A 13,489-nucleotide genomic window follows, 5' to 3' on the forward strand; every position below is an offset into this window, starting at 1 on the left:
TATCGTGCAGGCAATTCTTTTACCTGCACGGAGCCCGTTCATGAGTGATGTCCACAGCGCGTTGATTACCGAGTTCTACAAGGCCTTCCAGCGGCTGGATGCCGAGGCGATGAGCGCCTGCTATACCGAGGATGTGGTCTTCAGCGATCCGGCTTTCGGTGAATTGCGCGGTCGCGATGCTGGCGACATGTGGCGGATGCTGACCACTCGTGCGAAGGACTTCAGCCTGACGTTCGACAACATCCGCGCCGACGAGCGTAGCGGCGGGGCGCATTGGGTCGCGACTTACCTGTTCAGCCAGACCGGCAATATCGTGGTCAACGATATCCAGGCCCGCTTCGTATTTCGCGATGGCAAGATCTGCGAGCACCACGATCACTTCGACCTGTGGCGCTGGGCGCGTCAGGCACTGGGGACCAAGGGCCTGCTGCTGGGTTGGACGCCGCTGGTGAAGAACGCCGTACGGGCCCAGGCGCTCAAGGGCTTCAAGGCGTTCCAGGCGGGCCGCTGAGGTCTGTTAAACTGGTGTTCCCGTTTCTGACCAAGCCACTCGCCACGTGAACACCCCTCAAGCGCCCGTTGCCACCACCGATAACAGGCTTCCGACGGCCAAATCCTGGTACGTCTACCTGGTTCGGGCGGCCAATGGCTCGTTGTATTGCGGTATCAGCGATGATCCGCAACGGCGTTTCGCCTCGCACCAGAGTGGTAAGGGCGCGCGCTTCTTTCACTCGAGCCCGGCGGTGGCACTGGTGTATGTCGAGGCCTGTGGCGATAAGGGCGAAGCCTTGCGCCAGGAGCGGCTGATCAAGAAGTTGCGCAAGAGCGCCAAGGAAGCGTTGGCGGCGAGCTTCTGCCTGGAGGCGTTTTCGGCCGCACGAACATGAACGGCCGTGCCTTTCGGCGCCAGCGTCATGTCTCGAAAACCGCTCTCGCATTCGCCCATCAACGACCCTGATAAGCGGGTATCAGCCTACCCGGGTAGGCTGCTGTCGATTTGCAGGCTAAGCTGCGGACTCCCATCCGTACGGCGGACTCCAGCATGTCTGAGCTGATTCTTCACCACTACCCCACTTCTCCTTTTGCCGAAAAGGCCCGGTTGCTTCTGGGGTTCAAGGGGCTGTCCTGGCGCTCCGTGACTATCCCGCCGATGATGCCCAAACCTGACCTCACGGCGCTGACCGGCGGCTATCGCAAGACGCCGGTGTTGCAGGTGGGGGCGGATATCTATTGCGACACGGCGCTGATTGCCCGTCGCCTGGAGCAGGAAAAGGTGTCGCCGACGCTGTTCCCCGAAGGTCGCGAGATGGTCGCGGCAACCTTCGCCGCCTGGGCCGATTCGGTGGTGTTCAGGCTCGCGGTCGCCCTGGTGTTCCAGCCGGAATCGGCTGCGGTGCGTTTCGCCCGGTTTTCCCCGGAGCAGGCCAAGGCGTTCATGGCCGATCGGGCCGGGTTATTCAGCGGTGGTTCGGCCACCCGTGTTCCCCTGGAAGAAGCCAGGCATTCCTGGCCGACCCTCATGGCCCGGCTGGAGCAGCAACTGCAGCGCGAGGAAGGCGATTTCCTGTTCGGCGAGCCCTCCATCGCCGACTTCTCGATGGCGCATATCCTCTGGTTCCTCAAGGCCACGCCGGTGACCTCGCCGTTGGTCGACGACTACCCTGCGGTTTCGGCCTGGCTGGGCCGGGTTTTGGGATTTGGACACGGTGCGTCGAAGGACATGACGTCCGAAGAGGCGGTGCAGGTGGCTCGGGATACGGTGCCGGCAGCGCTGCCCGAGGAGCGCTTCGTCGACCCGAACGGTTTCACGGTGGGTCAACAGGTAGTGATTGCGGCGACCGACTATGGGGTAGACCCGGTAGCCGGCGAGTTGGTATTTGTCGGTAGCGAGGAACTGATCCTGCGACGTGAAGATGAGCGCGTGGGCGTGGTGCATGTGCACTTCCCGCGTCTTGGCTTCCGCATCGAGGCGTCCTGAAGGGGCCCTGCGGATAATGAGCCAAGTCTATCGCGTGCACACGGCAATCTTGTAGAAGCAGGGCTTGCCCGCGAAGCTTTTAGCGGCTGCACGGGCCTATTCGTGGGCAAGTCGGACGCCGCACCGCCTGCTCTTACAGAGCCTTGAGGATCTCGTCCGGCTGGTAACCGCGAATCAGCGTGCCGTTGACGTCGAGTATCGGGATCCCGCCGCCGCCCAGCGCCTGATAGGCTTTGCGCGCGTCGGCGTCCTTTTCGATATCGAATTCCTTGAATGGAATGCCTTTCTGGTCGAGAAAGCGCCGGGTCGCCTTGCAGTAGCCACACCAGTCGGTGGCATAGAGTACGACCCGGGCCTGGCTTCGGGTCTGCTCGGACACCACCGAGTCCGGGTGGAACACCCGTTCGATCTTGCCCCAGTTCTGGTAAGCCACGACCACCAGCAGGATCAGCAGGAACTTCTTCAGCACGCCACCGAGCATCGATCAGTCCTTGCGGCGCTTGAGCTGGTCGGTGAGCTGGGTCGGCAAACCCTTGATGATCAGGGTGCCGGCTTCCTCGTCATACTCGATCTTCGAGCCCAGCAGGTGCGCCTCAAAGCTGATGGACAGGCCTTCGGCACGGCCGGTGAAGCGGCGGAACTGGTTCAGGGTGCGCTTGTCCGCCGGGATCTCCGGAGACAGGCCATAGTCCTTGTTGCGGATATGTTCGTAGAACGCCCGTGGGCGGTCTTCGTCGATCAGTCCCGAGAGTTCTTCGAGGGCCACCGGCTCGCCCAGTTTCGCCTGGCTGCTGGCGTAGTCGACCAGGGTCTTGGTTTTCTCGCGGGCATCGTCTTCGGGCAGGTCCTCGCTTTCGACGAAGTCGCTGAAGGCCTTGAGCAGGGTGCGGGTCTCGCCCGGGCCGTCGACGCCTTCCTGGCAGCCAATGAAGTCGCGGAAGTATTCTGAAACCTTCTTGCCGTTCTTGCCCTTGATGAAGGAGATGTACTGCTTGGATTGCTTGTTGTTCTGCCACTCGGAAATGTTGATCCGTGCGGCCAGGTGCAGTTGCGCCAGATCCAGGTGACGGGACGGGGTGACGTCCAGTTCGGCGTTCACCGCCACGCCTTCGCTGTGGTGCAGCAGGGCGATGGCCAGGTAGTCGGTCATGCCTTGCTGGTAGTGGGCGAACAGTACATGGCCGCCGGTGGAGAGGTTGGATTCCTCCATCAGCTTCTGCAGGTGTTCGACCGCTACCCGGCTGAACGCGGTGAAGTCCTTGCCGCCGTCCAGGTATTCCTTCAGCCAGCCGCTGAACGGGTAGGCGCCCGATTCGCTGTGGAAAAGTCCCCAGGCCTTGCCTTGCTTGGCGTTGTAGCTTTCATTGAGGTCGGCCAGCAGGTGCTCGATGGCCTGGGACTCGCTCAGTTCCGAGTCGCGGGCGTGGAGCACGGCGGGCGTGCCATCGGGTTTCTTGTCGATCAGGTGGACGATACAATGACGGATCGGCATGGGCTTCTCGGCTGATTGTCAGGGGGAGCGGCGTGACTCCCCGGAAAAATTGCCAGTGTACCGTACAGCGGCGCTGAATCCGCGTTTGCCGGGTCAAACTCGACCAATCAGCGGTTTCTGGCAGTTTTTTTTCGAAAACGAGCGCAAAAGCTGACCAAATGGCTAGGGGGAAGCGGATATTTCCCCGTCTCTGTGCTAGCTTTGCCCCGTCTTGCGCAAGGTAACCGCGCAAAGCGTGTTTTCAGCAGGTGCCAGGTCGAACCAAACCCCATTTTTGCTATCTACATCCGCGATCCGTCGTGGTTTATCAGCGGGGTGTCAGGTCCATGAGGCTTGACCCGACGTCTGGCACTGCACTCTGCAATCCAAATGAATTTGATAGGGAAGGAACATCTCAATGGCTATTACTAAAGACCAACTGATCGCCGATATCGCCGAAGCTACCGCTCTGCAGAAGACTGAAGTGCGCAAGGTTCTCGAGCAACTGACCGACATCGTTGCTGATCAGCTGGAAAATGGCGGCGAAATCACTCTGCCAGGCGTTGGCAAACTGAAAGTGACCGAGCGTCCTGCCCGTACTGGCCGTAACCCATCGACTGGCGCTGCCATCGAAATCGCTGCCAAGAAAGTGATCAAGCTGGTTGTAGCCAAGGCTCTGACCGACGCTGTCAACAAGTAAGATGCAGTGAAACCGTGCTGCGGAGCGATCCGGGCACGGTTTTTTTTCGCCTGCGAAATGTCGTCATCTGGCGATCGCCAGGCGAACGTTGTTCGATTTATCCCTGGCTTGAGTCGTGGGAGCGTGCCCAGCGCTCCTGGCGCCAGGCCTGTTGCCGGGCCTTGTCCTGGAAGGTCCAGGCGACGAAGCGGCTCTGCTTCTGGCCCTGGGACATCTCCACGACCCGGCTTTCCAGGACACCGGCCTTTTTCAGCGCCGCCTCGATGGCTGGCAGGTTGGACGCCTTCGATACCAGCGTGCTGAACCACAAGACCTGATTCGCCAAGGACGGGCTTTCGTTGATCAACTGCGTCACGAATCGTGCTTCGCCGCCTTCACACCACAACTCCGCAGCCTGCCCGCCAAAGTTCAGCACCGGCAGTTTGCGCTTGGGATCGGCCTTGCCCAAGGCGCGCCATTTGCGGCGACTGCCGCTCTGGGCTTCGTCGAGAGAGGCGTGGAATGGCGGATTGCACATCGTCAGATCGAAGCGCTCGGTGCTTTCCAGCAGGCCGGCGAGAATATGTTTCGGATTGTCCTGTTGGCGCAGGCTGATGACCTTGTTCAAACCGTTGGACTGGACGATCGCCTTGGCGGCGGCCAGCGCCGTCGGGTTGATGTCGGAGCCGAGGAACTGCCAGCGATAGTCGCCATGGCCAATCAGCGGATAGATGCAGTTGGCGCCGACGCCAATATCCAGCACCCGCACGGCGGCGCCGCGAGGAATCACGCCGTCATTGTGGTTTGCCAGCAGGTCGGCGAGAAAATGCACGTAGTCGGCCCGGCCCGGCACTGGCGGGCAGAGGAAATCCGCCGGGATGTCCCAGTGGGCAATGCCGTAGAACGCCTTGAGCAGCGCCCGGTTGAATACGCGTACGGCCGCCGGGTCGGCAAAGTCGATGCTTTCCTTGCCGTAGGGATTGATGATCACGAACTGGCCGAGTTCCGGGCAGCCCTTGATCAGTTGTGGGAAGTCGTAACGTCCCTGATGGCGGTTGCGGGGATGCAGGGCGGCTTTTTCGCGCGGCGCTGCCGCCTTGGCCGGGGCGGCTTTGGCGGGTTTTTTACGCGCAGGTATGGGTTTGCTGGGGGCGTTCATGGGTAGGGTCGATTCAGGTAAGGCTCAATTGACCGGCATTGTCCCACATTCGCCTGCTCAGGGCTGGAACGCGCCGATGAAGATCGCCGGGTCGACCCGCGCATCGTTCAGGCTGATATTCCAGTGCATGTGGGGCCCGGTGGCGCGGCCGGTGGAGCCGACCTTGCCGACCACGGCACCGCGGGCCAGGCTCTGGCCGACCTGCACATCGATCTTCGACATATGGCAGAACATGCTGATGAAGCCCTGACCGTGATCGACGAATACGGTGTTGCCGTTGAAGAAGTAATTGCCGGTGAGGATCACCTTGCCGGCAGCCGGTGTCTTGATCGGCGTGCCGGCCGGCACCGCGAAGTCCAGCCCGGCATGCGGGTTGCGCTCCTCGCCATTGAAGAACCGGCGCACGCCGAAGCGGCTCGACAGCGGCCCGTTCACCGGCTTGTCCAGTAGCAGGTTGCTCGGTGTACCGGGGCTGAAGCTGCGATAGGCGCGCAGTTGCAGCGCCAATTCTTCATCAATGCGCTTGAGATCGGCCGGGTTGGGATTGACCTGGCGGGTGTTCTTCAGCGTGATGTGCTGCTCCGGGTACTTCTTGGTGCCGACACTGAAGCTCAGGCTGCGATTGCCCGAACTGATCTGCTGGCTGCCGGGTTTCACGCTCAGAGGGATGCCGACGATCGCCAGCCAGTTGTTCTGCTCCCTGACCACCAGCACCGGGTTACCCTGATAACTGGCCTTGGGCGCCTGGGCTGCCGTACCGAGGTCAACCACGGCGACGCCGCCGGGCACCGGTTTGTTCAGCAGCCGGGTGATGTAGCTGTCGGCGTGGGCGTGACAGGCCAGGCCCAGAAGCAGCAGGGCAGCAAGAAAACGTGGCATGGTCAAATCCTTTGCAAGTCAGTCCAGTAGCGAGAGGGTCACGGGCGTCAGGTGATTGTCCTCGACGCGCACCTGCAACTCGCCCTCGGCCAGTTTCGCTTTCAGTCGTTGGCCGGGGCGCGTCTGTTCGGCGTTGCGAATCGCCTGGCCGCGTTCGTCCAGCAGGATGCTGTAGCCACGGCCGAGGGTTGCCAGTGGGCTGACCACGTGCAGTGTCTGCATCTGGCTTTGCAGTTGCAGGCGGCGGGCCTTCAGGCCTTCGCGCATCGCCCGGGGCAGGCGCTCGGCGAGGCTGTCCAGGCGCTGGCGCAACAGGGCCAGTTGGCGGCCCGGGTGTTGGCCCGAGAGGCGGGTTTCCAGGCGCAGGAGTTTTTGTCGACGGTTATCGAGTTGGCGCTCGAAGGCCCGGCGCATGCGCATATCCAGGTCATCCAGGCGCTGCGCTTGTTGGCGCAGGCGTTCTCCGGGATGGCGCAGGCGTCGGGCCAGGCCATCCAGGCGCAGGCGCTCGCGCGCCAGCCGGTCACGCATGCGCATCAGCAGGCGGCGCTGCAGGCTTTCGACTCGGCGTTGCAGGTCGCTGGAGTCGGGGGCCAGCAGTTCGGCGGCGGCCGAAGGCGTTGGCGCGCGGACATCGGCGACGAAATCGCTGATGGATACATCGGTTTCATGGCCGATGGCGCTGACAATCGGCGTCACGCAGGCATCCACGGCGCGGGCGACCGCTTCTTCGTTGAAGCACCAGAGGTCTTCCAGCGAGCCGCCGCCGCGGGCCAGGATCAGGGCGTCGAAACCCTTGGCATCGGCGATCTTCAGCGCGCGGACGATCTGCGCGGTGGCATCGCGGCCCTGGACCGCCGTGGGAATCAGGGTCAGTTCGACCTGCGGAGAGCGCCGACGGAACACGCTGATGATGTCGCGGATCACCGCCCCGGTCGGCGAACTGACGATACCGATCCGTTGCGGATGCGCCGGCAACGGCACCTTGCGTTCGGCGCTGAACAGGCCTTCGGCGCCGAGCTTTTCCTTCAGCGCCTCGAAGGCCAGGCGCAGGGCGCCATCGCCGGCCGGTTCGACCGTGTCGAGAATCAGTTGGTAGTCGCCACGGCCTTCGAACAGCGAGACCTTGCCGCGCACCTTGACCGCCAGGCCATCCTTCAAGGCCTGGCGTATGCGGGCGGCGTTCTGCCTGAACAGCGCGCAGCGAACCTGGGCGCCGCTGTCCTTGAGGGTGAAATAGACATGGCCGGAGGCCGGGCGGGCGAGGTTGGAGATTTCGCCTTCGACCCAGATATTGCTGAACACGTCCTCCAGCAACACCCGCGCGCGGCCGTTGAGCTGGCTGACAGTAAGAACCTCGCGGTCGAGGCCCAGGCGTGAAAAGGGGTCTTTGATCATGGTGGGCATGATAAAGGCATTTGGTTGCCGACCACCATGTCTATGGTGGGATATCGCCAGCGCCTGGCGGATCAGATTTGCAGGTACTCCTGAAAACGCTCGACGAACTGTGCCACCAACGGTGTCGGCTCCTGGCGGCAGGCCAGGGCCAGGGTGCTGTGGCAGTCCGGGTCCTTGAGCGGCAGGAAGTGGAGGTTGCTCGGGGCGATGTCCCGCATCGACTCGGGTAAGAGGGCGATACCGAATCCGGCCTGGATCAACTGCAACTGGGTAGTCTTGCGTGACACCACCCGCGCCGCCTTTGGAAAGAAACCCTGGCGCATGCACAGTTCGGCCGAGAGATAGCTCAAGCCGCCCCGTTGTGGGTGGGGAATCGAGATGAAGGCTTCGTCCTTGAGTCGCGCCAGGTCGACGCCTTCGGTCGACCCTGCCAGGGCATGGTTCGGTGGTACGGCGAGCAGCAGGCGCTCGCTGAACAACGGCAGGATCTGCACGCCCTCGCGCTGGCGCAGCACCGGCAGGCGCAACAGGCCCACATCCAGCCGGCCCTCGGCCAGTTCCTCAAGCTGGGCCTCCGAGGACAACTTGGCGATGTCCATCGACGCCCCCGGCGTCTGCTCCAGATAGTGAGCGATCGCCCGCAACAGCCTCCCGCTCATCGGCACGGTGCTGGAGTGGCTCAGGCGCAATGTGCCCGATTGGCCATGGCCGACCCGGGTCGCCAGTTCGCTGGCCTTGTTCAGCTCGTTCAGCAGGTTCCTCGCCCGTGGATAAAAGGCCTCTCCGGCGGCGGTCAGCCTTGGCTGGCGCGCCGTGCGTTCGAACAGCGGTGTCTGCAGGTGACGTTCCAGTTCCTTTATCTGCCGGCTCAAGGCCGACTGGGCGATGAACAGGCGCTCGGCGGCGGCACTGAAACTGCCGGCGTCGGCGATTTCGACGAAATAACGCAACTGGCGGGTGGAAATCACAAGTCATGCCTTTTCGAGATGAGTGACGGGCTTTGAACATATTAGTCGCAAGGCTCGCCAGTGGCTAAAGTCAAGCGAACCCATTGTGGAAGTCGTGTGTCATGAGTCTTGTCGCGTTGTTGAACCAGTGGCCGTTCAGTGCCTCCGACTGGCTGGTGGTGGAGCTGGGTGTGGCCCTGGCCTATATCGTCTTTGGCGTGGCCGGTTTCGGCACGGCGCTGGTGGCCGGGCCGATCCTGATCCTGTTCATGCCGCTGTCGAAGATCGTGCCGTTGCTGGTGCTGCTGGATTTTGTCGCGGCCTTCGGCAACCTGTTGCCGTCGCGCAGGGATGTCGCCCGCGCGGAACTGCTGCGGCTGCTGCCCTGCATGGCGGTGGGCTGTACGCTGGGCGTAGTGTTCCTGCTCAATCTCAAATCCGACATCCTGCTATTGCTGATGGGCCTGTTCATCAGCGCCTATGCCCTCTATAGCCTGCTGATCAGGGTTCGGCCGGCGCAGTTGAAGGCCGGTTGGGCGGTGCCCATGGGCACGGTGGGCGGGCTGTTCGGGGCGCTGTTCGGCAGTGGCGGCTTTCTCTATGCGATCTACCTCAACAGCCGGTTGCCCAAGGACGCGGCCCGAGCCACGCAAAGTGCGCTGATCAGTTGCAGCACGGTGGTACGGCTGTCGCTGTTCGTCATCGCCGGGGTCTACGCGGAGCTACCCTTATTACTGTTGGCGCTGTGCCTGCTGCCAGCGATGGCGTTGGGGCTGTGGATCGGTCGTCGGCTGACGGCGAGATTGTCCCGTGAAGCCTTCGTGCGCCTGGTGACCTGGTTGGTGCTGGCCAGCGGGATTGCCCTGATCAGCCGGTACTTCAGCACTTGACCTGATGGAGCAGGGGATTAAGCTGCTGCGCCGGATTGCCGAAAAAGCTTCGCGATCCTGTGGGGCGCGGGCTTGCCCGCGAAGCTTTTCAGCACAGCGCTGTGCTCTCTCGGCGTTCCAGTCCGTAGCCATGAAGTCCCGAAGCATGAACACCCAAAGCATCATCGTCCCGAAAATCTCCACCCTGCCGGTCCATGAACCCCGTGCCCGGGCGATCCTGCGCTGGCTGGTGCGCAAGAACATCGTCGAGGAGCAACTGAGCACCTGCGGTCGCACCGGCAACCGCATGGCCCATGCCATCGCTCCGGGGGCGGCGAATGTGGTTCTGCGGCCGGAAGCGCTGCCGTTCGGCGAGCCGATCAACGGCCTGGAGATCGTCACCAAGCGCTGCATCTACACCCCGTCCAAGGGCTTTGTCGAGGAAGCCGGTTGCGCCGAATGCCGCCGGGAAGTCGGCGAGGCGCTGTTCGACAGCCTGGAAGACTGGATGCCGGGGCGCACCGAGAATTTCATCTGCCCATTGTGCGGGCATGAGGATGACATCAACGGTTTCCTGTTCCTTCAGTCCTGCGCGTTTTCCAACCTCGGTTTTATCTTCAATAACTGGCTCGAAGCCGGCTTCAGGCAGGAGTTTCTCGACGAATTTGCCGATTGGCTGGATCAGCCCGTCGCCTGGGTTCAGGTCGAGCTGTAAATAGGCCAAGGTTTACATTGAGCCGCAGGCCTTGTATCAGTATAATGGCGCGCTTCCATTTTCCCGCCCGGGAGCCCCCGCGATGCTGCGTATCAGCCAAGAAGCCCTGACTTTCGACGACATTCTCCTTGTGCCCGGTTATTCCGAGGTACTGCCCAACGAAGTCAGTCTCAAAACCCGTCTTACCCGTGGCATCGAGCTGAATATTCCGCTGGTTTCCGCTGCCATGGATACCGTCACCGAAGCCCGTCTGGCGATTGCCATGGCGCAGGAAGGTGGGATCGGCATCATCCACAAGAACATGACCATCGAGCAGCAGGCTGCCGAAGTGCGCAAGGTCAAGAAGTTCGAAGCCGGTGTGGTCAAGGACCCGATCACCATCGAGGCCGACGCCTCGGTTCGTGACCTGCTCGAACTGACCCGTATGCACAACATCTCCGGTGTACCGGTGCTGCACGATGGCGACCTGGTGGGCATCGTCACCTCCCGTGACGTGCGTTTCGAAACCCGCCTGGATGTCCCGGTCCGCGAAGTGATGACCCCCAAAGAGCGTCTGGTCACCGTTCGCGAAGGCGCCGACAAGCACGAAGTCCGCGCGCTGCTGCACAAGTTCCGCCTGGAAAAAGTCCTGATCGTCGACGACAAGTTCGCCCTCAAGGGCATGATGACCGTCAAGGACATCGAAAAATCCAGGGCCTACCCGCTGGCCAGCAAGGACGACCAGGGTCGTCTGCGCGTCGGTGCCGCGGTCGGCACGGGTAAGGACACTGGCGATCGCGTCACTGCGCTGGTCAATGCCGGCGTCGACGTCGTGGTGGTCGACACCGCCCACGGTCACTCCAAGGGTGTGATCGACCGTGTACGCTGGGTCAAGGAAACCTTCCCGCAAGTGCAGGTGATCGGCGGCAACATCGCCACCGGCGCTGCGGCCAAGGCTTTGGCTGAAGCGGGCGCGGATGCAGTCAAGGTCGGTATCGGCCCTGGCTCCATCTGCACCACCCGTATCGTTGCCGGTGTCGGTGTGCCGCAGATCAGCGCCATCGCCAACGTCGCCGCCGCCCTTGAAGGCACTGGCGTACCGTTGATCGCCGACGGCGGCATCCGTTTCTCCGGTGACCTGTCCAAGGCCATCGTGGCCGGTGCCTCCTGCGTGATGATGGGCTCGATGTTCGCCGGTACCGAAGAAGCGCCGGGCGAAGTCGAACTGTTCCAGGGCCGTTCCTACAAGGCCTACCGCGGTATGGGCTCGCTGGGTGCGATGGCGCAGTCCCAGGGTTCCTCCGACCGCTACTTCCAGGACTCCTCCGCAGGTGCCGAGAAGCTGGTACCGGAAGGCATCGAAGGTCGCGTACCGTACAAGGGCAGCCTGACCGCCATCGTTCACCAACTGATGGGCGGCCTGCGTTCCTCGATGGGGTACACCGGCAGTGCCAACATCGAAGAAATGCGCACCAAGCCTGAGTTCGTGCGTATCACCGGTGCCGGCATGGCCGAATCTCACGTTCACGACGTGCAGATCACCAAGGAAGCTCCAAACTATCGCGTAGGTTGATAGTGATCGCCTCCTGGCGCTGGTCGGGAGGCGATTGACGAATTTGAACCGGGGCTGTTGATGACAGCCCCGTGTTGTTTCTGATTTCACAGACGAGAATGAGCCATGGCCCTCGACATTCACGCCCACCGCATCCTGATCCTCGACTTCGGTTCCCAGTACACCCAACTGATCGCCCGCCGCGTGCGTGAGATCGGCGTGTACTGCGAACTGCATCCGTTCGACATGGACGACGAAGCGATTCGCGAATTCGCTCCCAAAGGCGTGATCCTCGCCGGCGGCCCCGAGTCGGTACATGAAGCCAACAGCCCACGCTGCCCGCAGGCGGTGTTTGACCTGGGCGTACCGGTCTTCGGTATCTGCTATGGCATGCAGACCATGGCCGAACAGATGGGCGGCAAGGTCGAAGGTTCCGAGCTGCGTGAATTCGGTTATGCCCGTGTCGATGTGGTCGGCAAGAGCCGTCTGCTCGATGGCATCGAAGACCACGTCGATGCCGACGGCCTGTTCGGTCTCGATGTGTGGATGAGCCACGGTGACAAGGTCACCCGCATGCCGGAAGACTTCCACATCCTGGCCAGCACCCCGAGCTGCCCGATTGCCGGCATGTTCAACGACGACCTGCGTTACTACGGCGTGCAGTTCCACCCGGAAGTGACCCACACCAAGCAGGGCGGACGCATCCTGTCGCGCTTCATTCTCGACATCTGTGGCTGCGAAGCGTTGTGGACGCCGTCGAAAATTGCCGAAGACGCGATTGCCCAGATCCGTGCGCAGGTCGGTACCGACAACGTGCTGCTGGGTCTGTCCGGCGGTGTCGACTCCTCGGTGGTCGCAGCGCTGCTGCACAAGGCCATCGGCGATCAACTGACCTGCGTCTTCGTTGACAACGGCCTGCTCCGCCTGCACGAAGGTGAGCAGGTAATGGCCATGTTCGCCGAGAACATGGGCGTCAAGGTGATCCGTGCCAACGCCGAAGAGCAGTTCCTGAGCAACCTGGCCGGCGAAGCCGACCCGGAGAAGAAGCGCAAGATCATCGGCCGTACTTTCATCGACGTGTTCGATGCCGAATCCTGCAAGCTGAACAACATCAAGTACCTGGCCCAGGGCACCATCTATCCGGACGTGATCGAGTCGGCTGGCGCGAAAAGCGGCAAGGCCCACGTGATCAAGTCTCACCACAACGTTGGTGGCTTGCCGGAAGAGATGAACCTCAAGCTGGTCGAGCCGCTGCGCGAGCTGTTCAAGGACGAGGTTCGTCGCCTTGGCCTGGAACTCGGCCTGCCGTACGACATGGTCTACCGTCACCCGTTCCCGGGCCCGGGCCTGGGCGTGCGGATCCTGGGCGAAGTGAAGAAGGAATACGCCGACCTGCTGCGTCGCGCCGACCATATCTTCATCGAGGAACTGCGCAAGGCCGACTGGTACCACAAGGTCAGCCAGGCCTTCGTGGTGTTCCAGCCGGTGAAATCGGTGGGCGTGGTCGGTGACGGCCGTCGTTACGCCTGGGTCGTGGCCCTGCGTGCCGTAGAAACCATCGACTTCATGACCGCGCGTTGGGCACACCTGCCTTACGAACTGCTGGAAACCGTCAGTGGCCGGATCATCAACGAGATCGAGGGTATTTCCCGCGTAACCTACGACGTGTCGAGCAAGCCGCCGGCGACTATTGAGTGGGAATGATCCCAGCCTGATATAAGCGAAAAACGCTAAAGCAATGGCGGTCGATGCCTTGGTGTCGACCGCCATTGTCGTTTTTGGCTATAGAAAAATTCGCAGCCCATCAAGTCTCTATATTCAATAATGGATAGTGTTATAACATTTCTTCGGTTGTTCCAGCGG

14 protein-coding genes are annotated in these 13,489 nt (G+C 62.0%); 8 read left to right on the forward strand and 6 right to left on the reverse strand.

Annotated elements, in window-relative coordinates:
• Window positions 1-40 precede the first annotated feature (40 nt).
• From BLU37_RS12660 to BLU37_RS12670, 3 genes are all read left to right on the forward strand, one after another.
• The gene (locus tag BLU37_RS12660; protein ID WP_090205310.1) at window positions 41-511 is read left to right on the forward strand and encodes a nuclear transport factor 2 family protein; all 471 of its coding nucleotides are present in this window, start codon (window positions 41-43) and stop codon (window positions 509-511) included.
• Window positions 512-557: 46 nt separating this feature from the next.
• Entirely contained in the window at window positions 558-887 is a 330-nt protein-coding gene (locus BLU37_RS12665; protein ID WP_090205313.1) for a GIY-YIG nuclease family protein, read from the forward strand.
• A gap of 155 nt (window positions 888-1,042) precedes the next feature.
• Complete coding sequence (locus BLU37_RS12670; protein WP_019360166.1) at window positions 1,043-1,978, forward strand: glutathione S-transferase family protein; 936 nt, start codon at window positions 1,043-1,045, stop codon at window positions 1,976-1,978.
• A gap of 133 nt (window positions 1,979-2,111) precedes the next feature.
• Here the strand turns inward: BLU37_RS12670 and BLU37_RS12675 are convergent, their stop codons facing one another.
• Both BLU37_RS12675 and yejK read right to left on the reverse strand, forming a co-directional pair.
• Window positions 2,112-2,459, reverse strand: a complete 348-nt coding sequence (locus BLU37_RS12675; protein ID WP_010445710.1) for a glutaredoxin family protein — start codon at window positions 2,457-2,459, stop codon at window positions 2,112-2,114.
• A 3-nt stretch (window positions 2,460-2,462) separates the two neighbouring features.
• Window positions 2,463-3,470, reverse strand: coding sequence for a nucleoid-associated protein YejK (gene yejK, locus BLU37_RS12680; protein ID WP_010445709.1), 1,008 nt, complete (start codon window positions 3,468-3,470; stop codon window positions 2,463-2,465).
• A gap of 397 nt (window positions 3,471-3,867) precedes the next feature.
• On the opposite strand from yejK, the gene BLU37_RS12685 reads away from it, so the two are divergent.
• Window positions 3,868-4,149 (forward strand): HU family DNA-binding protein, encoded by a 282-nt coding sequence (locus BLU37_RS12685; protein ID WP_010445708.1) that lies wholly within the window; start codon window positions 3,868-3,870, stop codon window positions 4,147-4,149.
• 97 nt (window positions 4,150-4,246) lie between these two features.
• Here BLU37_RS12685 and rlmF read toward each other — a convergent pair whose 3' ends face one another.
• From rlmF to BLU37_RS12705, 4 genes are all read right to left on the reverse strand, one after another.
• Entirely contained in the window at window positions 4,247-5,287 is a 1,041-nt protein-coding gene (rlmF, locus tag BLU37_RS12690) for a 23S rRNA (adenine(1618)-N(6))-methyltransferase RlmF (RefSeq protein WP_090205315.1), read from the reverse strand.
• A gap of 57 nt (window positions 5,288-5,344) precedes the next feature.
• On the reverse strand, window positions 5,345-6,166 hold the full coding sequence (locus tag BLU37_RS12695) for a peptidoglycan DD-metalloendopeptidase family protein (protein ID WP_090205319.1): 822 nt from the start codon (window positions 6,164-6,166) through the stop codon (window positions 5,345-5,347).
• Between the two features lie 18 nt (window positions 6,167-6,184).
• The gene (gene xseA, locus BLU37_RS12700; RefSeq protein WP_172833018.1) at window positions 6,185-7,564 is read right to left on the reverse strand and encodes an exodeoxyribonuclease VII large subunit; all 1,380 of its coding nucleotides are present in this window, start codon (window positions 7,562-7,564) and stop codon (window positions 6,185-6,187) included.
• A gap of 71 nt (window positions 7,565-7,635) precedes the next feature.
• A complete protein-coding gene (locus BLU37_RS12705) occupies window positions 7,636-8,532 on the reverse strand; it encodes a LysR family transcriptional regulator (RefSeq protein WP_090205326.1) in 897 nt (298 codons plus the stop codon).
• Window positions 8,533-8,633: 101 nt separating this feature from the next.
• Between BLU37_RS12705 and BLU37_RS12710 the strand changes: the two genes are divergently transcribed.
• From BLU37_RS12710 to guaA, 4 genes are all read left to right on the forward strand, one after another.
• Window positions 8,634-9,401 carry a sulfite exporter TauE/SafE family protein gene (locus BLU37_RS12710; protein WP_090205328.1) on the forward strand — a complete coding sequence of 256 codons (768 nt, stop codon included), beginning with the start codon at window positions 8,634-8,636 and terminating at the stop codon, window positions 9,399-9,401.
• 145 nt (window positions 9,402-9,546) lie between these two features.
• Window positions 9,547-10,095, forward strand: coding sequence for a sugar ABC transporter ATPase (locus BLU37_RS12715; RefSeq protein ID WP_090205331.1), 549 nt, complete (start codon window positions 9,547-9,549; stop codon window positions 10,093-10,095).
• Between the two features lie 82 nt (window positions 10,096-10,177).
• Entirely contained in the window at window positions 10,178-11,647 is a 1,470-nt protein-coding gene (gene guaB, locus BLU37_RS12720) for an IMP dehydrogenase (RefSeq protein WP_090205333.1), read from the forward strand.
• A gap of 105 nt (window positions 11,648-11,752) precedes the next feature.
• Window positions 11,753-13,330 carry a glutamine-hydrolyzing GMP synthase gene (gene guaA, locus BLU37_RS12725; protein WP_010445700.1) on the forward strand — a complete coding sequence of 526 codons (1,578 nt, stop codon included), beginning with the start codon at window positions 11,753-11,755 and terminating at the stop codon, window positions 13,328-13,330.
• Window positions 13,331-13,489 lie beyond the last annotated feature (159 nt).

Source organism: Pseudomonas asplenii (assembly GCF_900105475.1).
In the GTDB taxonomy this organism is placed as follows: Bacteria; Pseudomonadota; Gammaproteobacteria; order Pseudomonadales; family Pseudomonadaceae; genus Aquipseudomonas; species Aquipseudomonas asplenii.